23 protein-coding genes and 1 pseudogene are annotated in these 20,937 nt (G+C 71.4%); 12 read left to right on the forward strand and 12 right to left on the reverse strand.

The window, feature by feature from the left end; genetic code table 11:
• The first annotated feature begins 33 nt into the window (after positions 1-33).
• From GA0070214_RS00230 to GA0070214_RS00240, 3 genes and pseudogenes are all read left to right on the forward strand, one after another.
• The gene (locus GA0070214_RS00230) at positions 34-1,245 is read left to right on the forward strand and encodes a hypothetical protein (protein WP_139141725.1); all 1,212 of its coding nucleotides are present in this window, start codon (positions 34-36) and stop codon (positions 1,243-1,245) included.
• A 60-nt stretch (positions 1,246-1,305) separates the two neighbouring features.
• On the forward strand, positions 1,306-1,593 hold the full coding sequence (locus tag GA0070214_RS00235; protein WP_091257750.1) for a GNAT family N-acetyltransferase: 288 nt from the start codon (positions 1,306-1,308) through the stop codon (positions 1,591-1,593).
• Positions 1,594-1,639: 46 nt separating this feature from the next.
• Positions 1,640-1,813 (forward strand): annotated as a pseudogene (locus GA0070214_RS00240) (VOC family protein); the annotation flags it as partial.
• A 37-nt stretch (positions 1,814-1,850) separates the two neighbouring features.
• Here the strand turns inward: GA0070214_RS00240 and GA0070214_RS00245 are convergent.
• The 4 genes from GA0070214_RS00245 to folE all read right to left on the reverse strand — a co-directional run bounded on the left by GA0070214_RS00245 (position 1,851) and on the right by folE (position 5,246).
• Positions 1,851-2,510, reverse strand: a complete 660-nt coding sequence (locus GA0070214_RS00245; RefSeq protein ID WP_091257752.1) for a dihydrofolate reductase family protein — start codon at positions 2,508-2,510, stop codon at positions 1,851-1,853.
• A 58-nt stretch (positions 2,511-2,568) separates the two neighbouring features.
• Positions 2,569-3,315: a helix-turn-helix domain-containing protein gene (locus GA0070214_RS00250; protein ID WP_244167479.1), complete on the reverse strand. Its 747-nt coding sequence runs from the start codon at positions 3,313-3,315 to the stop codon at positions 2,569-2,571.
• An 81-nt stretch (positions 3,316-3,396) separates the two neighbouring features.
• On the reverse strand, positions 3,397-4,629 hold the full coding sequence (locus tag GA0070214_RS00255; protein ID WP_091257754.1) for an NAD(P)/FAD-dependent oxidoreductase: 1,233 nt from the start codon (positions 4,627-4,629) through the stop codon (positions 3,397-3,399).
• Between the two features lie 20 nt (positions 4,630-4,649).
• The gene (gene folE / locus GA0070214_RS00260; protein WP_244167480.1) at positions 4,650-5,246 is read right to left on the reverse strand and encodes a GTP cyclohydrolase I FolE; all 597 of its coding nucleotides are present in this window, start codon (positions 5,244-5,246) and stop codon (positions 4,650-4,652) included.
• 103 nt (positions 5,247-5,349) lie between these two features.
• On the opposite strand from folE, the gene GA0070214_RS00265 reads away from it, so the two are divergent.
• The 3 genes from GA0070214_RS00265 (at position 5,350) to GA0070214_RS00275 (ending at position 7,022) form a co-directional block, all read left to right on the forward strand.
• Positions 5,350-6,009 (forward strand): helix-turn-helix transcriptional regulator, encoded by a 660-nt coding sequence (locus GA0070214_RS00265; RefSeq protein WP_091257758.1) that lies wholly within the window; start codon positions 5,350-5,352, stop codon positions 6,007-6,009.
• A 110-nt stretch (positions 6,010-6,119) separates the two neighbouring features.
• A complete protein-coding gene (locus GA0070214_RS00270; protein ID WP_091257760.1) occupies positions 6,120-6,563 on the forward strand; it encodes a phage holin family protein in 444 nt (147 codons plus the stop codon).
• A 24-nt stretch (positions 6,564-6,587) separates the two neighbouring features.
• Positions 6,588-7,022 carry a ChaB family protein gene (locus GA0070214_RS00275; RefSeq protein WP_244167481.1) on the forward strand — a complete coding sequence of 145 codons (435 nt, stop codon included), beginning with the start codon at positions 6,588-6,590 and terminating at the stop codon, positions 7,020-7,022.
• 25 nt (positions 7,023-7,047) lie between these two features.
• Here the strand turns inward: GA0070214_RS00275 and GA0070214_RS00280 are convergent, their stop codons facing one another.
• Positions 7,048-7,404 carry a VOC family protein gene (locus GA0070214_RS00280; RefSeq protein WP_091257762.1) on the reverse strand — a complete coding sequence of 119 codons (357 nt, stop codon included), beginning with the start codon at positions 7,402-7,404 and terminating at the stop codon, positions 7,048-7,050.
• 85 nt (positions 7,405-7,489) lie between these two features.
• On the opposite strand from GA0070214_RS00280, the gene GA0070214_RS00285 reads away from it, so the two are divergent.
• Together GA0070214_RS00285 and GA0070214_RS00290 are read left to right on the forward strand one after the other, a co-directional pair.
• Positions 7,490-8,962, forward strand: coding sequence for a M1 family metallopeptidase (locus GA0070214_RS00285; RefSeq protein ID WP_091257764.1), 1,473 nt, complete (start codon positions 7,490-7,492; stop codon positions 8,960-8,962).
• 111 nt (positions 8,963-9,073) lie between these two features.
• A complete protein-coding gene (locus tag GA0070214_RS00290) occupies positions 9,074-9,835 on the forward strand; it encodes a hypothetical protein (RefSeq protein ID WP_139141726.1) in 762 nt (253 codons plus the stop codon).
• A gap of 32 nt (positions 9,836-9,867) precedes the next feature.
• On the opposite strand, the gene GA0070214_RS00295 is transcribed toward GA0070214_RS00290, so the two are convergent.
• On the reverse strand, positions 9,868-10,806 hold the full coding sequence (locus GA0070214_RS00295) for a GlxA family transcriptional regulator (RefSeq protein ID WP_091257768.1): 939 nt from the start codon (positions 10,804-10,806) through the stop codon (positions 9,868-9,870).
• Positions 10,807-10,902: 96 nt separating this feature from the next.
• Here GA0070214_RS00295 and GA0070214_RS00300 point away from each other — a divergent pair, with 96 nt between their 5' ends.
• Entirely contained in the window at positions 10,903-11,331 is a 429-nt protein-coding gene (locus tag GA0070214_RS00300; protein WP_091257770.1) for a DUF6010 family protein, read from the forward strand.
• Between the two features lie 114 nt (positions 11,332-11,445).
• On the opposite strand, the gene GA0070214_RS00305 is transcribed toward GA0070214_RS00300, so the two are convergent.
• A complete protein-coding gene (locus GA0070214_RS00305; RefSeq protein ID WP_091257772.1) occupies positions 11,446-13,908 on the reverse strand; it encodes a S8 family serine peptidase in 2,463 nt (820 codons plus the stop codon).
• A gap of 313 nt (positions 13,909-14,221) precedes the next feature.
• On the opposite strand from GA0070214_RS00305, the gene GA0070214_RS00310 reads away from it, so the two are divergent.
• Complete coding sequence (locus GA0070214_RS00310; RefSeq protein WP_091257774.1) at positions 14,222-15,118, forward strand: helix-turn-helix domain-containing GNAT family N-acetyltransferase; 897 nt, start codon at positions 14,222-14,224, stop codon at positions 15,116-15,118.
• A gap of 133 nt (positions 15,119-15,251) precedes the next feature.
• Positions 15,252-16,046, forward strand: coding sequence for a S1 family peptidase (locus tag GA0070214_RS00315; RefSeq protein ID WP_091257775.1), 795 nt, complete (start codon positions 15,252-15,254; stop codon positions 16,044-16,046).
• Positions 16,047-16,118: 72 nt separating this feature from the next.
• On the opposite strand, the gene GA0070214_RS00320 is transcribed toward GA0070214_RS00315, so the two are convergent.
• Complete coding sequence (locus GA0070214_RS00320) at positions 16,119-16,601, reverse strand: SRPBCC family protein (RefSeq protein WP_091257777.1); 483 nt, start codon at positions 16,599-16,601, stop codon at positions 16,119-16,121.
• Entirely contained in the window at positions 16,598-16,936 is a 339-nt protein-coding gene (locus GA0070214_RS00325; RefSeq protein ID WP_208602603.1) for an ArsR/SmtB family transcription factor, read from the reverse strand. The genes GA0070214_RS00320 and GA0070214_RS00325 overlap by 4 nt, the downstream gene beginning before the upstream one ends.
• Before the next feature lie 82 nt (positions 16,937-17,018).
• Here GA0070214_RS00325 and GA0070214_RS00330 point away from each other — a divergent pair, with 82 nt between their 5' ends.
• Entirely contained in the window at positions 17,019-18,119 is a 1,101-nt protein-coding gene (locus GA0070214_RS00330) for a DNA glycosylase AlkZ-like family protein (protein ID WP_208602604.1), read from the forward strand.
• Between the two features lie 14 nt (positions 18,120-18,133).
• On the opposite strand, the gene GA0070214_RS00335 is transcribed toward GA0070214_RS00330, so the two are convergent.
• Genes GA0070214_RS00335 through GA0070214_RS00345 form a run of 3 tightly spaced genes read right to left on the reverse strand, consistent with a single transcriptional unit; the run spans position 18,134 to position 20,916 of the window.
• The gene (locus GA0070214_RS00335; protein ID WP_091257779.1) at positions 18,134-19,006 is read right to left on the reverse strand and encodes a class I SAM-dependent methyltransferase; all 873 of its coding nucleotides are present in this window, start codon (positions 19,004-19,006) and stop codon (positions 18,134-18,136) included.
• Positions 19,007-19,032: 26 nt separating this feature from the next.
• On the reverse strand, positions 19,033-20,436 hold the full coding sequence (gene sthA, locus GA0070214_RS00340) for a Si-specific NAD(P)(+) transhydrogenase (protein ID WP_091257781.1): 1,404 nt from the start codon (positions 20,434-20,436) through the stop codon (positions 19,033-19,035).
• Positions 20,437-20,487: 51 nt separating this feature from the next.
• Complete coding sequence (locus GA0070214_RS00345; protein ID WP_091257784.1) at positions 20,488-20,916, reverse strand: MmcQ/YjbR family DNA-binding protein; 429 nt, start codon at positions 20,914-20,916, stop codon at positions 20,488-20,490.
• Between the last annotated feature and the right edge of the window lie 21 nt (positions 20,917-20,937).

Below are 20,937 nucleotides of genomic sequence, written 5' to 3' on the forward strand. Positions count from 1 at the left end.
CGGTGGGCGCGCCCGGCGTGGAGAATGCGCCGCGTGCTACGTGATCTGGACGGCATCGACTGGGCGTCGTTGACGCACGCCTACGGAAGTGCCGAGGACGTGCCCGCCCTCATCCGCGACCTGCGGTCGTCAGACGCCGAGGTCCGTGGCGCGGCGATGTACGAGTTGTACGGCAACATCTACCACCAGGGCACCCGCTACGAGGCCAGCGCGCTCGCCGTCCCGTTCCTGCTGGAGCTGGTGGCCGACCCCACCACGCCGGCCCGGCACGAGGTCATCCAGCTGCTCTCCTGCCTCGCTGTCGGTTACTCGCCGTACCACATACCCGCCGGCGGTTTCCCCGTCGGGAGCCTCCGCAACGACCTGGCCCAGGTCCCCGAGGAGACCTGGCGCCGCTGGTCGCAGGCGATGAGGGACTGGTACGAGGTCGTCCGTACCGGGCAGCGGCAGCCTCCTCCGCTCACCAGGTCCGAGCTGCGCCTGATCGAGCGCCGGTACGCCCTCGCCACGTACGACGCCGTCCGGGCCGGCGTCCCGCTGCTGTCGGCCTGCCTGACCGACGCGGACGCCCAGGTGGTGGGGGAGGCTATCCATGCTCTGGCCTGGTTCTCGGAGGAGTGGGCGTCGATCCGCCCGCGCCTGCTGGTCATCGCCTCCGACGACCAGCGTCCGGCGTCGATCGTGGGCGGGGCGCTGATCGCGCTGGGGCTGGTCGGCGGTGCGTTGACGCAGCCGGTCGCGGACCTGCTCGACCGGAACCTTGCCGGCCCAGATCCCGACCTGAGATGGGCGGCCGCCGTGGCGTGGGCGCAGCTGGGCGGTGCGCAGGTGCCGGGCCCGGCGATAGCCGAGCTACGCCGATGGGCCGTCGATCGCCGACCGGACGCCGCGGAGACGATCTGGGGTGCGAGCCCCAGCCACGTGGCACTCGAGGTGCTCGACGCCTTCGCCGCACCGGTGGCCGGGGAGGTGCGGTCGGACCTCGTCGCGGCGGCGCTCGCCGAGCAACCCACGTCGAACTGGCACAACCATTTCAACGTGGTGCTGGCGCGCGCGTTCCCGCGGATGGAGCCGGATCACCGCCGCGGCTTCGCGGAACTGACGGCGGCGCAGCGGGCCGTGGTCGCCTGGCTCATCGACAACCCGCAGGTGTTCGGCCCCTCGGGGCCGCAGGGCCCGCTCCGCCAACACGGCCTGCCGACGACCCACGAGGCGCTACGGGCCTACGCCGGCCAGGACGGGTGACGGACACCGAAGGGGTCCGAAGTCTTGATCGCCGCCTGGTCTGTTGATTGGCTGGCCGGCATGACCGGACTCGGACCCGTCGCCTGGCCGCCCGAGCCGATCCGGACCGAGCGGCTCGTGCTCCGTGGAGCCGAGGCCCGGGACCGTGCGGCGTTCATCGAGCTGCTGGCGTCCGACTGGTTCGACACCGTCCTGCCCGGCGAGCCGGTGGTGCTCACCACCCAGACCGCCAACGCGGCTTCGATGCGCCTCGCCGCGAAGCTGGGGTTCACCGAGGTGGAGCGGTTCCAGGCCTGGGACGCCGAGCAGTGGCTCGGCCTCCGGCCCCCGGTCACGCCGTCCAAGTGAGTCCGGCGCCGGCCCCTATGATCATCGGCATGGCAACGCGGCTTAACCCAAGACGGTGAAGAACCGCGTCCACGTCGACCTCGCCACCACCTCGGCGGCCCATCAGGCGGAGCTGATCACCCGCCTCAAGGATCTCGGGGCGACACCCGCCGACGTGGGCCAGGGCGACGTCCCCTGGACGGTCCTGGCCGACCCGGAAGGCAACGAATTCTGCCTTCTCACCCCAGCCTGACCGACCTCCGGGGCGGCGCGGGATGTCAGCCCAGGACCGTCGCCGAGCGCCCTTCGTCGACCGCGTACGCGCCTGCCGAGATCGCGCCGAGGCTCGTGGGGTGGAGAGTCAGCGAGACGACGCCGCCGGGCAGTACCCGCGAGCTCTCGTCGACGGTTGTGAACGTCGCGGGCGCCGACCCGTCCGGGAACAGGCGCTTCCCGGTGCCGACGACGACCGGGTACTGGAGCAGCCGATAGACGTCGACGAGGCCCGCCTGGTGCAGCGTCTGCACGAGTTTCCAGCTGCCGTGCACCTGGAGTTCCTGGCCGGGGAGTTCCTTGAGGCGGCGCACCTCGTCGGCCACGTCACCGCGTAGGACCGTCGTCGGGCTCCAGTCGGCCTCATCGTCGGTCAGCGTCGAGCTGACGACGTACTTCGGCAGCGTGTTGAGCTTGGCGGCGATCAGGTCGTCAGGGTCGGTGACCTTCGGCCAGTACCCGCCGAGCAGGCCGAAGCTGGTGCGGCCGAAGAGGAACGCGTCGGCCTCACGGAACCAGCTCTGGACCACCTCGTCGGTGTGCGTCGAGGCGTGCGGCACGAGCCACCCGCCCCGGTCGAAGCCGCCGGAGCGGTCCTCGTCGGGGTTTCCGGGTCCTTGCATGACGCCGTCGAGACTGACGAAGGTGTTGACGCTGAGCAGCACAGTTCTCCCCCTGAATTTGGGTCGCGGACAGCCGGCCGGGCCGGTCGGCAGACGGACGCTAGCTGCCGGGCCCCGGGTGGGTCTTGTACAGGAACGACATCGCCGCGAAGCCGCCCGCCTGCAGCTCGCGTGCGGTGCACCCGACGTAGCGACGCAGCGCACGCGCGAGGTGGGCCTGGTCGAAGTACCCCAACGTCTCGACGACCGGGTGCCAGTCAAGGCCGTCGCGCAGCATCGTTGCTGCGGCGTTCGCGCGGTCGATCTGGCGCACCGCGGTCCGCGACAGCCCGGTGACCGCTCGGTAGCGACGCTGCAGGGTGCGCTCGGTCGGGCTGGCTCCGGACCGCCCGGTGACCTGCTCCCCGTCGCCGAGATGCGATGGCACCAGCAGACCCGCGTCCTGCAGGCGCCGCACGAGGTGCTCGACGTTCTCAAACGTCGGCGCCTCCCACCCCTCACCGCCGATGACGATCCGGCCCGATTCCGTCACTGGGAACGACACGTATCCGTCAACGACCGAGGCGCCGGGGTGCGGCCGAAGGACCGCGCCGAAGGCGAACCGGACACCGAGGAACTCGGTGTCCGGCGGGACCGGCGCCGTGGTCGCCCTGGTCTCCGGCCCGCGCAGGCCGGCGTGGAGGCGTCCCTGCGTCCGCGACAGGACTAGTTGCCAGCAGGTGCGTGCTGCCGACGTCATCGTCTCCTCGGCGCCGGAGCGGGTGCGCCAGACGCGGTCGACAAGGCTCCCGTCGATCTCGGTGTCGCGATGCTCGAACCGCAAGCCCACGTTCTCCTCCGTCGTCACCTGCCGAGATTCCCCGCCGAGGCTACCGACGTCGACCGTCAGGTCCGCCACGACCACCGAGCGCCTGCGTCGATGCGGGCCCTAGCCGGATCGCAGCGCGTCGAGCGGCACGCCGGGGTCGGCGAGCCGGTCGAGGTCGACCGGGTCGGGCGACGTGACGAGCCGCCGGATCGACGGGACGACGTCCCACACGTTGACGTTCATGCCGGCGAGCACCCGTCCGCCGGCGGTCCAGAAGGCGATGAACTCCCGCTTGGCCACGTCGCCCCGGACGACGACCCGGTCGAACGCCCCGGGCGGGGCGTGCCCGACGTACTCCATGCCCAGGTCGTACTGGTCGGTGTAGAAGTAGGGCAGGTTGTCGTAGCTGACCGGCTGGCCGAGCATCGCCCGGGCCGCCGCCGGACCCCCGTTCAGGGCGTTGGCCCAGTGCTCGACGCGCAGGTGCCGGCGCAGCAGGGGATGGTAGGCGTTGGCGACGTCACCGGCGGCGTGGATGTCCGGATCGGCGGTGCGCAGGGACGCGTCGACGACGATCCCGTTGTCGACGGTGAGACCCGCGTCCGTGGCCAGTTCGGTGTTCGGCCGCACGCCCACGGCGACCACCACCGAGTCGGCGGGCAGGTCGGTGCCGTCGGCCAGCAGGACCGAGGAGACGCGACCGGTCCCGCGGATCTCCCGGACCTCGGCGTCGAAGTGGAAGGTGACGCCGTGGTCCCGGTGCAGGTTGGCGAACACCCGGGCGATCTCGTCGCCGAGCACCCGGCGCAACGGCAGGGCGGCCGTTTCGACGACGTCGACGGTGGCGCCGCGCTGCCGGGCCGCCGCGGCGACCTCCAGGCCGATCCACCCCGCGCCGACGATCACGAGGCGCGCGCCCTCGACCAGCGCCGCGGCGATGCGACGGCTGTCGGCGAGGGTACGCAGCCGCAGCACCCCGGCCAGGCCGACGCCGGGCGCCGCGAGGTCGCGGGGCGTGGCGCCGGTGGCCAGCAGCAGCTTGTCGTAATGGCTGTCCATGCCGTCGGCGAGGCGGACCCGCCGGGCGGAACGGTCGACGGCGACGGCGCGGGTGTCGGTGCGCAGGTCGACGTCGTGCTCGGCGTACCACCCGGCGTCGTGCACGAACACGCTGTCGGGCTCGGCGCGGCCGGTCAGCAGACCCTTGGACAGCGGTGGCCGCTCGTACGGTCGATCGGGCTCGTCGCCGATCACCACGATGCCGCCGTCGAAGCCCTCCTCCCGCAGCGTCTGCGCGGCCCGTGCGCCGGCGAGCCCGGCGCCCACGATCACGAACGTGCCGGTGTTCGACATCGGTGCGCTCCCTTCGTCGATCAGCGGGGACCGACCCCGGTCAGGGTGAAGAACTCGGCGCGCGAGCGGTGGTCGTCGCGCAGGGTGCCGAGCAGGGTGGACGTGATGGTGCTGCTGCCGACGGCCTGCACACCGCGCAGCGTCATGCACAGGTGTTCGGCCTCGATGACCACGCCGACGCCGCGGGGGCGGAGCTGGCCCGTCAGCCAGTCGGCGATCTGTTTGGTCAGGCGTTCCTGGACCTGCGGGCCGTGGGCGAACAGTTCGACCACCCGGGCCAGCTTGGACAGTCCGAGGATGCGCTCGCCGGGCAGGTAGCCGACGTGCGCGACGCCGACGAACGGCAGCAGGTGGTGTTCGCAGACCGACCGGATCGGGATGGCCCGGGCCAGCACCAGTTCGTCGTACCCCTCGTCGTTGTCGAAGGTGGTCAGCTGGAACTCGCGCGGGGTGAGCAGTTCGGCGTAGGCGCGGGCCATCCGGCCCGGGGTGTCGGCGAGCCCGTCGGCGGAGAGGTCCACGCCGAGCGCGGTCAGGAACTCCGCGGCCGCGCGTTCGGCGGCGGCCGGGTCCCGGCGGGGACGCTGGTGCTGCACTCGCAGCGCGCTGACACTCACTCGGACCCCCAGGGATTTTAACCAACGGTCATTGGTGATAGCGATCATGCTGCCCCACCCCGCACCGAATTTCAATAGCCCGCGTTGGTGATAACCTCTCGCCATGAGCACGGGGGAGCGCTGGAGCGCGATGGCCGCGCTCGTCGACCGGTCCCGGCGGGCGCTGTACGACTACGTGTGCCGCTCCGACCATCCGGTCACCCGCGAGGAGGCGGCCGAGGCCCACGGGATGTCCCGCAACCTCACCGCGTTCCACCTCGACAAGCTCGTCGAGTCCGGGCTGCTGCGGTCCCACTACGGGACGCCGGCCGACCAGCCCCGGGGCCGCGGCCGGACGCCGAAGGTCTACGAGGCGGCGGGCGACGGCGTGGCCATCACGGTTCCCGAGCGGCGCTACGAGCTCATTGCCGAGATCCTCGCCGACGCGGTCGCGGACGACCCGCACGACGCCCCCGAGGCGGCCCGCCGGCACGCCCGGCGACGCGGCCGGGACCTCGGCGCAGGGGTGCACGATTCCGGTGCGGACCTTGTCGGCGCCCTCGCCGGCCTCGGCTTCGAGCCCGAAGCGCGCAACGGTCAGGTTCTGCTGCGCAACTGCCCGTTCCACGCCCTGGCCAGCCGGCAGACCGCCCTGGTGTGCGGGCTCAACCACGCGTTCCTGGCCGGACTGGTCGACGGCGCCGGCCGCAGCGACCTGCTGCCCCGGCTCGCGCCACGTCCCGGCGCCTGCTGCGTCCGGTTGGACACCGCACCGGAGCGGTAACTCCTGCCCCAACGCCTGCCGCACGCACCGAGGAAGCGCGGCCCCTCCGGTGTGTCGCCCGGCCAGCCGGGTACCCGCAGGGCCCGTGAACCAGCTCAGGGGAGGCGCGCATGAGCGACGCGACCGGGCGTTCGGGCCGGAATGGGCGAAGCGGCAGCCCGACCGACCGTCTGGCACAGGATGTGGCGGACGTCGTCCGCGAGGAGATCCGCGGCGTCCGCGGGCAGTTGACCGAGGCTGCCCGCCCGGCCGGGCTGGGCATCGCGCTGCTGGCCACCGCGGGCGGTTGCCTGGTCCTCGGCGCCGGTGCGGCCTCCACCACGGTCCTGCGCCTACTGGAGTCCTTCCTGCCTCGCCGGCTGGCGTCCGCGGGCCTCACCGCCGGCTACCTGGCCACCGCGGTGGTCCTCGGCGCGATGGGGCTGGAGCAGCTGCGCGCAGCCGGTGGCAGTTCGGCCCGGCTCGCTGACGAGGTGCGTGACATGGTGTCCGCGACCGCCTCCAGGGTGGTCCCGGCCGGCACCGATGCCGCCCGTGACGAATTGGGCCGGTAACGAGGGCCGGAAGGGAGGGATGTCATGCCGGACAAGCACGAGCAGGCCGAGCAGATGCGCGACGACGTGCCGTCGACCGTCGCGCGTTCGGACGACAAGGCGGTCCGCACGTACAAGAAGACGCTGGAGTCGGCCGAGGAGACCTATGGCGACGGGGAGCGGGCGCACCGCACGGCGTTCGCGTCGTTGAAGCACACGCACGAGAAGGTCGGCGACCACTGGGAGCCAAAGGAGCACAAGGGGCCGTCGGACCCGCAGGCGGCGCTGGGCACCCCGGCCTCCCGCGACCGGGCCCGCCCGACCGCCCAAGGGGTCGACGCCAACGCCAGCAGGGGGCACCTCGAGGAGGTGGCCCGCCGGGTGGGCATCGACGATCCGCAGAGCCTGGACAGAGACGAGCTGGTCCAGGCCATCGAGAAGGCCAACGCCCGGGCTACCGCCCGCGCCCGGCGGAGGTGAACCGACGGCCAGTCGGGGGCCGCGGTCAACCGTAGTACTCGACCAGGCAGAACTCGTGGTCCTCCGGGTCGGCCATGACGACAACCACGCCCTCCTCGTAGTCGTGCCGCTCGCCGGTGAACCGGCCACCGAGCTCGATGACCTCCGTCATGGCCTCGTCGATGTCGGCGACGGTGATGTCGAGGTGAGTCCGCACCTTGCCGGTCTGAGGCTCGGGCACGGGCTGGAACACCAGCCGCGGTTGGGGGTCACCCCGCTCGCCGAGGTAGACCCAGCCCTCCTGCGACGGGCCGGGCTCGCGACCGAGCAGGGCGCTCCAGAACCGGGCCACCCGCTGCGGGTCGAGGCAGTCGATCGTGACACCGGACCAGACGTTCGCCATGTGCCCATCCTGCCGGAGCGGGCCCATCGAACTGCGCCGACATCGCGGGCCCCACGGAAGTGGATCTCTGCCGTATGGTGCGCTGATGCGTCGCCACGTGCCACTGATCCTGCTTCTCGCACCGCTGCTCGTCACCGCGTGCACCACCGACCCGGCCGCCCCGGCCACCGGCTCGTCCACCCCCACGACCACGCCGAGCCCCACCGCCCCGGCCGTCGACTACACCGCCTGGCAGGCCGGGCGCTCGACCCCGGTGGCCGACAGGGTCTACCCGGCCCGTGGCACCGACACGCTCGACGTCCTGCACTACGACCTGGCGCTGGACTGGGCGCCGACGACCAGGACCCTCACGGGCACCGCCACCCTGCGGATCCGGCCCACCAAGGACGCCCCCAGCCTGGTCCTCGACTTCATGCCCTACCAGGTCGACGGGGTGACGCTGGACGGCACGGCGGTGACCGGCACCGTCGCGAAGGAGAAGCTGACCGTGACCGCCCCGGTCGTCGCCGACAAGCCGGTGACGCTGGTGGTCAGATACCACGGCAAGCCGAAGACGACGCCCATGCCCTCGCACCGCAAGGACGTGGAGGCCCTGGGCCTCACCGTCACCAAGGAGGGCGGCCTCTGGACGATGCAGGAGCCGTTCGGCGCCTTCACCTGGTACCCGGCCAACGACCAGCCGTCCGACGAGGCCCTCTACGACATCCGGGTGACCGTCCCGGCCGGCTGGACCGCCATCGCCAGCGGCACCCCGGCCGGGCAGTCCGGCACCACCTTTACCTACCGCAGCGCCGACCCGGTCGCGACGTACCTGACCACGCTCGCCGTCGGGAAGTACCAGAAGCTGACCGCCAAGGGGCCCCGTGGCATCCCGCTGACCTACTGGTACCGCAAGGGCACCGACGACAAGCTGCTGCCGTACCTCAAGAAGTCCCCCCAGTACCTGGCCTGGCTGGAGAAGAAGTTCGGCCCGTACCCGTTCCCGTCCGGCGGGGTCGTGGTGGTCGATTCGGCGTCCGGCATGGAGACGCAGCAGATGATCACGATGGGCCGGAAGATCGAGAACACCAAGGCCCGCCGGGACCGGTGGGGCGGCGACCTGCTGCACGAGTACGCCCACCAGTGGTTCGGCGACTCCGTCACCCCGACCACCTGGACCGACCTGTGGCTGAACGAGGGCTGGGCCCAGTACGCCCAGGACCTGTACACCAAGGAGACCCTGCACCTCAGTGACGCCAGCCTGGACCGGTACCTGCGCGACGCCGACGCCGCCGCGCGCAAGAAGCTCGGCCCGCCCGGCAAGCCCAACCCGAAGAACTTCGCCGAGGGAAACGTCTACCTCTGCCCCGAGGCCATGCTCCACGAGATCCACCGGAAGCTGGGCGACAAGGCGTTCTTCGCGCTCGCCCGGGCCTGGGTGCAGGACCAGCGCAACACCCAGCAGGACCGGGCGTCGTTCATCGCCTTCGTGAACAAGCAGACCGGCCGCGATTTCACCAAGCTCATCAACACCTGGCTGGACTCGAAGACCACGCCGAAGGCCGTCACCGTCGCGTGAGGCGAGTCGCTGCGGCGCGCCCGGCCGGTGGCCGGCGGGGCGCGCCGCGGCGGTGTCCGTCGCGGCCTTGCGAGAGCCTCCTACCCTGCGGCTGTGACCCGTCGAGCGGTCGTGGCCGCCGTCTCCGCAGGAGCGATCCTCCTGCTGGCTTGCGTGGCCAGCGCGCGGACGGGAAACGGCCCCGCCGCCCCGGCGTCGACCGTCAGCGCCGACGCCACCACCGGCGCCACCACCGCCGAGGCGATCGAGCTGCTGAGGTCGGGCACGCAGTTCGTCGACCGGACGAGCTTCCGCGCCGACGTCGACATCGCAAGCCAGGTCACGACGCTGTCGTACGTCGACAACGTCCACAAGCGTGCCGTCGCCACGGTCTCGGCGTCCGGTCAGGCCGTCGAGATCCGGATGATCGGTGACGAGGTCTACCTGAGGAGCGAGGTGGACCTGCCGGGGGTCGGCCACGAGTGGCTGGCCCTCGACCCGGCGCGGGTGCCGGCAGACTTCGCCCTCAGCTTCGCCCCGGGCAGGAACGACCCCGGCGGATCGGCGCGCCTCATCAAGGCGATCGTCACCGCACGGTCGGCCGGCTCTCAGATTGTCGGGACCATCGACCTGACCCGGGTGGGCGCCGGCAACGGGATCACCTTCCGCGCCGGTCCGGACGGGTTTCCCGACGCCGCGCGCAGCAACCCGTTCCGGGCGACGCTCGATGCCGAGGGCCGGTTGGTCACCTTCCTGATCCCGGCCGCCGTTAACGGCATGCCGAACGCGTCCCTGCGTTACAGCGGCTTCGGCGCGGCGGTCGACGTCACGCGGCCGCAGGGAGCGGTCGCCGCTCCCGATGCCCTGTATCCCCAGCTCGGGCTGGGCGGTTGAGACCGGGTGGCGGGTTCGCAACCCGACGTGCGTCAGTTGGCGGAGAACGTGCGCCGGTACGCCGACGGGCTGACGCCGACGAGTTCCTTGAAGCGGTCGCGGAATGTGGTCGCCGAGGCGAAGCCGGTCGCCTGCCCCACCCGCTCGACGGGCAGGTCGCTGGTCTCCAGCAGGTGTTGCGCGCGGCGCACCCGATGGTGGGTGAGCCACTGCATCGGCGTGGTTCCGGTCTGGGCGCGGAAGCGCCGCAGCAGGGTGCGCACGCTGACGGCGGCCTGGGCGGCCATGTCGTCGAGGTCGATGTCGCGGACGGCGTTGCCGGCGAGCCACTGCAGCAGCGGCGCGAGGGAGCCGCTCGCGGTGGGTGGTTCGTGGGTGATGAACTGCGCCTGGCCGCCGGCGCGTTCCAGCGGCATCACCGAGGCGCGGGCGACCTCCGCTGCGACGGCGGCGCCGTGGTCGCGCCGGACCATGTGCAGGCACAGGTCGAGCCCGGCGGCCGCCCCCGCCGAGGTCAGCACGTCACCCTCGTCGACGTAGAGCAGGTTCTCCTCGACGGTGACGGTGGGATGCCTGCGGGCCAGCTCCGCGGCGGCGGACCAGTGGGTGGTGGCGCGGCGGCCGTCGAGCAGGCCGGCCTCGGCCAGGATGAAGGCGCCCACGCAGATCGACGCCACCCGGACGCCCCGGGCGGCCGCCGTCCGCACGGCCTTGAGCAGTGGCGCCGAGGTCGGTACGGCGAGGTCCGCGATGCCGGGCACGATCACCGTGTCCGCGTCGATCAGGGCGTCGAGGCGCCCGGGCGCCCGCAGCACGAAGGAACCCGCGTCGACCTCACGGCGCTCGGCACACACCGTCACCCGGTAGGCCGGCGCGCCGCCGGGTAGCCGCGCCCTGCCGAACACCTCGAGCGCGGTCGCCAGGTCGAAGCCGACCACCCCGTCGAACGCCGCCACCGCCACCGCGTGCACGCGCCGAGGCTACCCCCGGGTGCCGTGGCGGCGAGCCGTTGATGGTTGGCGCTCGCGCCACTGTTCGTCCCGCGGCCCCGATCGTAGGTTGCCTGCATGTTCGTGATCGCGCCCGTGCTGATCGGGCTGGCCTACGCCGCGCTGAACTCGTTGATCCCCGCCGTGCACCGCCGGCCCGTCAACGCCGTCATGGTCGCCGGGGCGGGCGCCGCCTACCTCAGCGGCGGCTTCGGGGTGTGGGAGCTGCTGTTCACCGCGGCGATGACGTACGCCGCCTTCCGCGGGCTGCGGTCCTGGCGGTGGATCGGCGTGGCGTGGCTGATGCACACGGCCTGGGACCTGCTGCACCACCGGTACGGCGGGCCGATCCTGCCGTTCGCGGCGGATTCCTCGCTGGGCTGCGCGATCTGCGACCCGGTCATCGCCGTGTGGTGCCTCGCGGGCGGCCGGTCCGTACCGGATCTGTGGCGGTCCTGGACCCACCGGACGGCGGGCCGTCGCACCTACCCGGGCGGTGCGGCGTGAGAAGCGCCGTCCGGACGAATTGGCAGGCCGCGACGCCGGTCCCCGCGTCGCGGCCTGCCCTTCCTCACGGTCCCTTCACCACAGCTCGACCATGGTCGAGCCGCGGACCGCGGCCTACTTCCCGTTGTTCGGCACCGGGTGCATGACGGTCAGGGTCATGCTGTTGTTCTTGTAGGACACCCGGAACAGGTAACCACCCACGTTCAGGGCCCGGTTCTCGGGCAGCGCGTGGAAGGCGCCCTTGATCGAGCTACCGCTCATGATCGTGAACACGGTGCCCGGGGTCAGCTTGCCCCGCACGTCCAGGTCCAGCTCGCCGTCCAGCACCAGCTTGCCCGCCGCCCGGACGCTCGTGTAGTCGCGGTCGCCGGAGATCGTGACGGCGACGCGACCCTGCCCGCCGACGGTCACGTTCCCGCCGACGTTCAGAACGTTGCCCGCGGAGGTGCCGGGGAGCTGCGCGGCCTCGTCGGACGCGAGCCCGGGCCGCAGCACGCCGCTGGTGACGGTCACGCTGGCACCCACGCTGCCACTGCCGCCGAGCGTGCCGCCCTGGACGTCGATCGAGCTTGCGTGCGAGCCGGTGATCGAAAGCTTGCCGCCTTCCACCGTCGTGCCGCCCTCGTAGGTGGCGTCGCCCGTCATGATCAGCGTGCCGGGACCTTGCTTGGTCAGAGAGGCCGTGTAGAGGTTGTTGTCGATGTTGTTCTGGATGTAGGCCGCGCGCTGGTCCATCCATTCCTTGCGCCACTTGACGGCGTCCGCATAGGTGATCTTGTCGTACAGCTCGGGATGGCCGTTGGTGACAGCTTGGACGTGGGGATCACCCAGAATGCCCTGAAGCATGAAGGCCTGTTCGTCAAGCGTGCCGTCCGGGTTCAGCACGTTGGGACTGAAGTCACCGGCGTACGCAATGCCGTGCTCCTTGTAGCCCGCCAGCCACTCCCGATCCTCCCTCTCCCTCTCCTTGATCGCGATCTGGCTGATGTCGTTCGACCACACGTCCAGGGGTGCCTTGTCCATGTTGTACGTCATGGGGCTCAGCAGCTGGCCGGGGCCGTACATGCCCTTGGCCAGATCGGGAATCCCCCAGCCCCAGCGCTCGTCCGGAAGACCGTCGGGAGCGGTCCAGGCGATGGACTCCCCGGAGGGGGAGGTCTGCCCGGTGCCGAGGAATCTCACACCGTCGGACATCTTGTTGTTCGCCGTGGTGAACATCAGCTCACGCACCTGCTTGGCGTCCATGTCCGGGTAGCGGGAGAGCAGAACCCCCATCACCGATGTCGCGACGGGCGTTGCCGGTGACGTGCCGCTTGAGTTCGAATAGTTGGTGTCACCACCGCTGCTCGTGGTCCGAACGTTGTTCGAAGGGGTGGACACGTTCCACCATTTGGCGAGCCCCGCCTCGTTGTACCCGAACTGCTTCGTGTATTCGGGATTGGTCGCGGTGGGCGGCTGCACCCCGCCGACGGCTATCCACTGCTTCTCCGCCGAGGGATTGAAGAGGGGATACGCCGGGCGGAAATACGGGTTGCTCCAGTCGTTGTTGCCGGCCGACCTTGCGTTGACGGTGCCGCTGTCCTTGATGGCGTCCCAGATGGCGTCCATGAAGGAACGTCCGGGGTGGTTCGGGTTGTATTGAATGCCGCCTTCGGAGTAGCTCTTCTTGAAGAAGAAATACTGGTACTCCAGATCCTTCAGGTACTCGTTGGGGATAATGGTCGCCATTGCCGTGGCGCTGGCGCTGTCCTTGCCAGCCACCTGGTAGGCGTTGGCGCGATTGCCGTTGACCCCGCGATCGTTCCCCAGGCCGTCATAGCGGGTTCTGTCGAGAGTCTGGACGAAAGAGCCCCAGCTGCTGTTGATGACCTGGGCACCAGCGTCGACCAGGGCCTTATTGGCTGTGTACCAGTACACGTAGTCGTGGAAGGGGCCGTGGGACTGGCTGTCGGAGCCGCCGGTCTTGGCGACGTACATCTTCGATCCAAAGGCGATGCCGTGCTGGTCTCTGCCATCGCGCATGCCGGAGGTGACCCCAAGCATGCCGGTCCCGTGCGAGTAGTCACTCGTTCTCGCCTGATCACCGGCCACGGTGAACCACTCGCCCGCAGTGAAGGGGTTCGACGGGGTCGCGCCACGATACCCGTAGCCGGACGTGCCGTAGACACCCTCCCCCTTCACCGGCTCGATCAGCTCGGTCTGAAATGCTTCGTGTGTAGGCCGGTAGCCCGAATCCATCATGCCCAGCGTGACGCCCTGACCGCAGTACCCGAGGGCGTAGGCGGTGGAGGCGTTTACCGCGGTGAGCTGCCATGGGGAATTGACCGCTGTGCCAGGAGTGGAAGGATTGTGGCCGGTATAATTGCCGTATTCCGGCGTTTCCCAACTGGCTTTAGCGGCAGCTAGCTCCTCTGGACTCGTGGCGACAAAGCCGGGGTCTTCCGGGTACGACCACTGCGCGCAGGCCGCGCGTTCGTCGGCCCCCGGCCCGGCCAGGGCGCCGGTCGCCGGCAGGCCCGCGGCCACGACCGCCAAGGCCAGCACCGAGCCGCGCCGGGCAAGCTTCCCTCTTCGCATCTGCGTGCTCCTCTCCCCACACCACCCGTCGACCAGTGGCTCGAGGTCCCTTGTCGGCGCGGACGCGGGCCAGTCGCCACGACGGTCGAACCGAACCTACGGACCGACCTGCGGCAGGTCATCGGACACCTGTGGAAGGTGGCCGACGTCGGCTCCTACGCCTGTCGCACGGTCGCCGCCGTGTCCGGCCGGCTGAGGTCGTCGTGGACAGCCAGGGCAAGGCGAGCTGCGAATCCTCAGTGGCGACCGACACGCCGATCGGGCGGGCCTGGCCGGTGGTGGACGGCGATAAAGCCTGACTAAAGTCAGGCAGATGAACTCGGAGCTCATCGCCACCGTGCGGCGGTTCAACCGGACCGTCACCCAGCGGGTCGGCGCTCTCGACGACCAGTACATGTCCCGCGACCGGCCCCTCGCCCAGGCGCGGCTGCTCTGGGAGATCGGCCCCGACGGCGCCGAGGTCGCCGCACTGCGGGCCCGGCTCGGGCTGGACTCCGGCTATCTCAGCCGGCTCCTGCGCACCCTGGAGGGCGACGGGCTCGTGACCGTCGGCCCGGCCGAGCGGACCGGCGGCGACGGACGGGTACGGGTCGCCACGCTCACCGGCGCCGGACGGGCGGAGTGGGCCGAGCTGGACGAGCGGTCCGACGGGCTGGCCCGGTCCATCCTCGAACCACTCAGCGACCGGCGCCGCGAGCGCCTGGTGGCCGCGATGGCGGAGGTGGAGCGGCTGCTCGTCGGCTCGATGGTCGTCGTCGCGCCCTGCCCGCCGGGAGACCCCCGGGCCCGTGCCTCGGTGCGGGCCTACGCCCGCGAGATCGCGCAGCGGTTCGACGACGGGTTCGACCCGGCACTCAGCAGGCCGGTCCGCGACGAGGAACTCGTCCCACCGGCGGGTGTGTTCCTGCTCGCCACCCTCAACGGCGAGCCGGTCGGCTGCGGCGCGGTCAAGCTGCACCCGGAGGCGCCCGCGGAGATCAAGCGCGTCTGGGTGGCGGACAGCGTCCGGGGGCTCGGCGTCGGCCGGCGCCTGCTGGATGGGCTGGAGCGGTACGCCGCCGAGCGCGGCTGGACCGCCGTCCGGCTGGACACCAACCGCAACCTGACCGAAGCGATCGCCATGTACCGCGCCGCCGGCTACCGCGAGATCGAGCCGTACAACGACGAGCCCTACGCGCACCACTGGTTCGAGAAGCGCCTGACGCCGTGACGCGCCGGGCGTCCATACCGGAGGGATACGATCCGAAGGATATGGCCAGCAAATCCATTGATATCAATATGCTGTCCGCAATCTCGAATCAGGTGCGCTCACGAGGCGTGCCGGTCCTGATGCGGAGGAATTCATGGTTCGCTGGCGCACCCTCACCGGCCTCTTGGCCACCGCGTTGGCCGCGGTGACCGCGGGCAGCCTCACCCTCGCCGCACCCGCCGTCGCCGACCCCGCGCCCTTCACGCCGAACGTCGTCGGCGGCACCCGCGCCGCTCAGGGCGAGTTCCCGTTCATGGTGCGGCTCTCGATGGGCTGCGGCGGCGCGCTGTACAGCCCCCGCCTGGTGCTCACCGCCGCCCACTGCGTCGGCGGCACGGGCACCAACACCAGCATCACGGCGACCCTCGGCGTGGTCGACCTCCAGTCGTCCAGCCGGATCACGGTACGGTCGAACTACGTCTACCGGGCCCCGGGCTACAACGGCAATGGCAAGGACTGGGCCCTCATCCGCCTGGCCACCCCGGTCACCGGGCTGAGCACGCTGAAGATCGCCAACACCACCGCGTACGACAACGGCACGTTCACGGTCGCCGGCTGGGGCGCGGCGCGTGAGGGCGGCGCGCAGCAGCGGTACCTGCTCAAGGCGACCGTGCCGTTCGTCAGTGACGCCACCTGCAACGCCAACTACGGCGGCGACCTCATCCCGGCGGAGGAGATCTGCGCCGGGTACGCCAGCGGCGGCGTGGACACCTGCCAGGGCGACTCGGGCGGGCCGATGTTCCGCCGCGACGCCAGCAACGCCTGGATCCAGGTCGGCATCGTGAGCTGGGGCAACGGCTGTGCCCGCCCCAACTACCCCGGTGTCTACACCCAGGTCAGCTACTTCTCCTCGGCCATCGCCTCGGCCGCGGCGAGCCTCGGCGGCTGACCGCACCACCCGGCGGGCGGCCCGACTCGCGAGTCGGGCCGCCCGCCGCCTGCGCCTCGGCTCGGCGAGTGGTCAGGCGTAGAGCGAGCTGCCGGTCTCCAGCAGCGACTTCAGGTCGCTGAGGACCTCGGGCCAGCCACCGCCGGCGCTCTCGACCTCGCCGTTGACCTGCGCCAGGGTCTGCGGGGCGCCGGCCAGCTCGTGGGTCACCGTCAGGGAGGTGACGCCGTTGCCCCGCTCCGCGATCTCGTAGGTCAACCGGGTGGCCGGCTCGTCCAGCCAGGTCGGCCGCCACGTCTGGACCAGCCGGAGGGGCGGGTCCACCTCGATCACCTCGCCCTCGACGGGCACCTCGGGCATCCCTGCCTCCCGGTGCTCGGGGATGGCCAGGGCCCGGTACCGGCCGCCCGGCCGCAGGTCGAAGTCGGCGAGGCCCTGGTAGCCGTACTTCCGGGTCCACTCCGGCTTGGTGATCGCGTCCCAGATCGCCTGCGGGGTGGCCTTGATGTAGACCCGGTAGACCTTGGTCGTCCCGGCCGTCGTCGTGGTGGTCATCGCTTCTCCTTCGGGTCGTCGCGTTCGAGTTCCGCCTTGAGGTCCAGCAGCGTCGTGGTGTGGTGCTCGGTGTACTTGTCGATCCACCGGTCGTGGATCAGCCGGATCGGCACCGGGTTGAGGAAGTGCAGCTTCTCCCGGCCCTGCCGCCTGGTGACCACGAGACCGGCCTCCTCCAGCAGGCGCAGGTGCTTCATGACACCGAAGCGGGTCATCGCCAGCTCGGACTCCAGCTCCGTCAACGTCTGACCGTCGCGGGCGAAGAGCCGGTCGAGCAGGGCACGTCGGGTCGGATCGGCGAGCGCCTTGAACACCAGATCGTCGTCGTCGCTCACGGAACTAGAATAGGTGACCAGATGGTCACATGTCAACGAACGGCGGTTTCCGGTGGTCGTACCCGCCTCCTAGGCTCGGCTCGTGACCGTGCACGAACTGTCCCGCCGTGACGCCCGCCGCCTCGCGGTGCGCGCCCAACTGCTCGACGCCGACCGCCCGAGCGGGATGTTCGACGTCGTCCGCCGGTTGACGCTGCTGCAGAACGACCCGACGGCGGCCGTCGCGCGCAGCGCCGATCTGGTCCTGTGGAGCCGCCTCGGCTCGACGTACTCGCCGGCCCAGCTGCGCGACGCCCTCGACGAGCAGGCCCTGCTGGAGCTGCACGGCTTCGTCCGCCCGCCCGAAGACCTCGCACTCTTCCGGGCCGAGATGGCCGAGTGGCCGGGCCGCCCGCCGCTGCGCGACTGGCAGGAGGGCCTGCGGGACTGGGTGGACGCCAACAACGGCTGCCGGCTGGACATCCTGGCCCGACTCCGCTCCGACGGGCCGCTGTCGTCGCGCGAACTGCCGGACACGTGCGTGGTTTCCTGGCGCTCATCCGGCTGGACGAACAACCGCAACGTCACCAAGATGATCGACTTTCTCGTCCAGCGCGGCGAGGTCGCGGCCGCCGGCCGGCGCGGCGCCGACCGGCTGTGGGACCTCGCCGAACGGGTCTACCCGGACGAGGCGGTGCCGTACGAGGAGGCGTGCCGGATCCGTGCGGAGCGGCGGCTGCGCGCGCTGGGCATAGCGCGCCCCCGGGCACCGGAGAGCGCGGGCGAACCGAACGACGTGGGGACGGTGGGGGAGCCCGCGGTGGTCGAGGGCGTGAATGGCCAGTGGCGGGTGCACCCCGAGCTGTTGGACCAGGAGTTCACCGGCCGCGCGGCGTTGCTGTCCCCGCTGGACCGGCTCGTCTACGACCGCCGGCGGATGACCGAGCTGTTCGAGTACGACTACCAGCTGGAGATGTACAAGCCCGCCGCCAAGCGCCGCTGGGGCTACTGGGCGCTGCCGATCCTCTACGGCGACCGCCTGGTCGGCAAGCTCGACGCCACCGCCGACCGCAGGGCGGGCGTGCTCCGGGTCGACGCGATCCACCAGGACGTGGCGTTGACCAGGGCGATGACGAACGCGGTGCGGAACGAGATCGAGGAGCTGGCGCGGTGGCTCGGGCTCAAGCTGGCCCTGGCCTCCTGAACCGTCGCCGGCGGTCAGGCCCGGTCGGCCACCATGACCTGACCGTGGCGCAGCGACCTCGCGTGGCGGACCGGTAGGGCCAGTGCCCGCGCCGTGCCGAGCAGGTTCTCGCCGGCGGTGACGGTATAGCCGTGCCGGCCGAGCAGGGCGGCCATGGCGGCGGGCGTCCAGGTCGAGCGCCACGGCTCGTTCGCCCAGACGCTCGACCGGCCGGTGGAGGCCGTCAGCAGCCGGGCGACGACGCGGCCCACCCGCGCGGACGTGGCGGGGCTCTGGAAGTTGACGACCAGGCGGCTGCCGGGCGCGGAGCAGGCGGCGAGTTCGGCCACCGTGGCGGTCACCTCGGCCCGGGTCAGGTACGGCACGACGCCCTCCCAGATCCAGGTGGTGGCCACGTCGGCACGGTGCCCGTGGGCAGCCAGCGTCCCGGCCAGGCGGTCGCGGCCGAAGTCCACCGGAACGAACCGGGGCGGCGTGCCGGGCAGGGCGGCGGCGCGGTCGCGCTTGTCCCGCTGGGTGGCCGGCTGGTCGACCTCGAAGACCGTCACCTCGGCGAGCTCCGGCATCCGCCAGGCGCGGCCGTCCAGCCCGGCGCCGAGGATCACCAGCTGCGGGCACCGGCGGGCGCGGACCGCGTCGTCGATGAAGATCGTCCGCGGGACCATCAGCTCGGCGGAGGCGCGGACCGTCTCGTAGTCGACCCGCTGCCGCCACCCCGGGGGCGGGGCACCGTCGCGGACCTGCTGGACGGCCTCCCGCTCGTCGGGGCGCAGCAGGGGCAGGGCGGTCGGATCCGCGAACCGGTCGGCGGCGGTGAGCCCGTCCGCGGCGGCGCGGCCCTGGCAGACCAGCACCGCGGTGCGGCTCGCCGGCGGCGTGCTCGGCATCGGGTCCTACTCTCTCTCCGGGACGGTCAGCCGTCGATCCGGGTGATGTTGCGGATCTTGTTGGCGGCGTCCAGCGCGGCCACCTTGTACGCCTCGGCCAGGGTCGGATAGTTGAACACCGCGTCCACCAGGTAGTCGACGGTCCCGCCGCAGCCCATCACGGCCTGCCCGACGTGGACGATCTCGGTGGCCCCGGTCCCGAACACGTGCACTCCGAGCAGCCGTCCGTCGTCGGGCGAGACGAGCAGCTTCAGCATGCCGTACGAGTCACCGACGATCTGGCCCCGCGCCAGCTCGCGGTAGCGGGCGATGCCCACCTCGAACGGGGTCGAGCTGTCGGTCAGCTCCTCCTCGGTCTTCCCGACGAAACTGATCTCCGGGATCGTGTAGATGCCGATGGGCTGCAACTCCGGCATCGCGCGCACCGGCTCACCGCAGGCGTGCTGCGCGGCCAGGCGACCCTGCTCCATCGAGGTGGACGCCAGCGCCGGGAAGCCGATGACGTCGCCGACGGCGTAGATGTTGTCGACCGCGGTGCGGTAGTTCGCGTCGACCTGGATCCGGCCCCGGTGGTCCGCCGCCAGGCCGGCCGCCTCCAGCGCCAGGTCGTCGGTCTGGCCCTGGCGGCCGGCCGAGTACATGACCGTGTCGGCGACGATCCGCTTGCCGCTCTTCAGGACGCACAGCGCCGCGGTCTGGTGCTTCTCCACGGCGGCGACCTCCTCGCCGAAGCGGAACGTCACGGACAGGTCCCGCAGGTGGTACTTGAGCGACTCGACGATCTCCTCGTCGCAGAACTCGAGCATCCGGTCGCGGCGCTCCACCACGGTCACCTTGGTGCCGAGGGCGGCGAACAGGGACGCGTACTCCATGCCGATCACGCCGGCGCCCACCACGACCATGCTGCGGGGTACGGCCTGCAGGTTGATGACCCCGTCGGAGTCCACGATGGTCCGGTCGTCGAAGTCGACGCTGTCCGGCCGGGCCGGCCGGGTGCCTGCGGCGATGACGATCTTGTCGAAGGTGACCCGGGACTCACGGCCGGAGCCGCCGTCGACCCAGACCGCGTGCGCGTCGGCGAACCGCCCGGTGCCGGTGATCATCGCGACCCGGTTGCGGGCCAGCTGGTTGCGGATCACGTCGGTCTGCCGGCTGATCACGTGCTGGGTCCGGGCGGCCAGGTCGCTGACCGTGATCTCTTCCTTGACCCGGTAGCTGCTGCCGTAGAGGTCCCGCTGGCTCAGGCCGGTCAGGTAGAGGACGGCCTCGCGCAGCGTCTTGGAGGGGACGGTGCCGGTGTTGATGCACACCCCACCGATCATGTCGCGGCGGTCCACGATGCCGACCCGCCGGCCGAGCTTGGCCGCGGCGATCGCGGCCTTCTGACCGCTCGGACCGGAGCCCAGCACCAGCAGGTCGTAGTCGTACACAACCGCCAGCGTGGCAGCCCGACGCGGCGCGCGCCAGAGCTGATCGACGCCTCAGTGCGGCCCGGGCCGCGACAGCGGTGGCCCGACCCGCGCGGCCAGCTTCTTCGGGGCCAGGACGCAGTAGCTCTCGGTCATCAGCTCGGCGACCTCGTCCCAGTCGGTCCCGTCGTCGAGCACCATGCCGACCACGTCGGCGCCCCAGCCGGGCTTGAAGAAGGGAGGGCCGCCGGCCAGCAGGCCGGCGATCTCGTCGCCGGGGGAGCGGAACGTCAGCACGCAGATCGGCTCGTCGGTGGCGGCCGCCCGGGCGTAGGCGGCCTGGTGATCGGGGTCGACGGTGAGCACGTGGGCGAAGGTCCGCTTGCGGATCCGCCAGCGGGTGCCCACCCACGCCGGTTCCTCGTAGGTCTCCGGCAGGCCGAGGCAGACCGGCCGGAGCCGATCGAGGATCTCGGGTGGGACGTCGCCAGGATCGGTCACGCGCGGCACGTTACGCGCCCC

The sequence above is a fragment of the Micromonospora chaiyaphumensis genome (assembly GCF_900091435.1).
In the GTDB taxonomy this organism is placed as follows: Bacteria; Actinomycetota; Actinomycetes; order Mycobacteriales; family Micromonosporaceae; genus Micromonospora; species Micromonospora chaiyaphumensis.

Bases quoted from the DNA above. Each gene is read 5' to 3' on its own strand.
- GA0070214_RS00235 (WP_091257750.1), top strand. From the start codon at position 1,306: ATGACCGGACTCGGACCCGTCGCCTGGCCGCCCGAGCCGATCCGGACC.
- GA0070214_RS00255 (WP_091257754.1), bottom strand. From the start codon at position 4,629: ATGTCGAACACCGGCACGTTCGTGATCGTGGGCGCCGGGCTCGCCGGC.
- GA0070214_RS00265 (WP_091257758.1), top strand. From the start codon at position 5,350: ATGAGCACGGGGGAGCGCTGGAGCGCGATGGCCGCGCTCGTCGACCGG.
- GA0070214_RS00270 (WP_091257760.1), top strand. From the start codon at position 6,120: ATGAGCGACGCGACCGGGCGTTCGGGCCGGAATGGGCGAAGCGGCAGC.
- GA0070214_RS00275 (WP_244167481.1), top strand. From the start codon at position 6,588: ATGCCGGACAAGCACGAGCAGGCCGAGCAGATGCGCGACGACGTGCCG.
- GA0070214_RS00280 (WP_091257762.1), bottom strand. From the start codon at position 7,404: ATGGCGAACGTCTGGTCCGGTGTCACGATCGACTGCCTCGACCCGCAG.
- GA0070214_RS00285 (WP_091257764.1), top strand. From the start codon at position 7,490: ATGCGTCGCCACGTGCCACTGATCCTGCTTCTCGCACCGCTGCTCGTC.
- GA0070214_RS00300 (WP_091257770.1), top strand. From the start codon at position 10,903: ATGTTCGTGATCGCGCCCGTGCTGATCGGGCTGGCCTACGCCGCGCTG.
- GA0070214_RS00305 (WP_091257772.1), bottom strand. From the start codon at position 13,908: ATGCGAAGAGGGAAGCTTGCCCGGCGCGGCTCGGTGCTGGCCTTGGCG.
- GA0070214_RS00310 (WP_091257774.1), top strand. From the start codon at position 14,222: ATGAACTCGGAGCTCATCGCCACCGTGCGGCGGTTCAACCGGACCGTC.
- GA0070214_RS00315 (WP_091257775.1), top strand. From the start codon at position 15,252: ATGGTTCGCTGGCGCACCCTCACCGGCCTCTTGGCCACCGCGTTGGCC.
- GA0070214_RS00320 (WP_091257777.1), bottom strand. From the start codon at position 16,601: ATGACCACCACGACGACGGCCGGGACGACCAAGGTCTACCGGGTCTAC.
- GA0070214_RS00335 (WP_091257779.1), bottom strand. From the start codon at position 19,006: ATGCCGAGCACGCCGCCGGCGAGCCGCACCGCGGTGCTGGTCTGCCAG.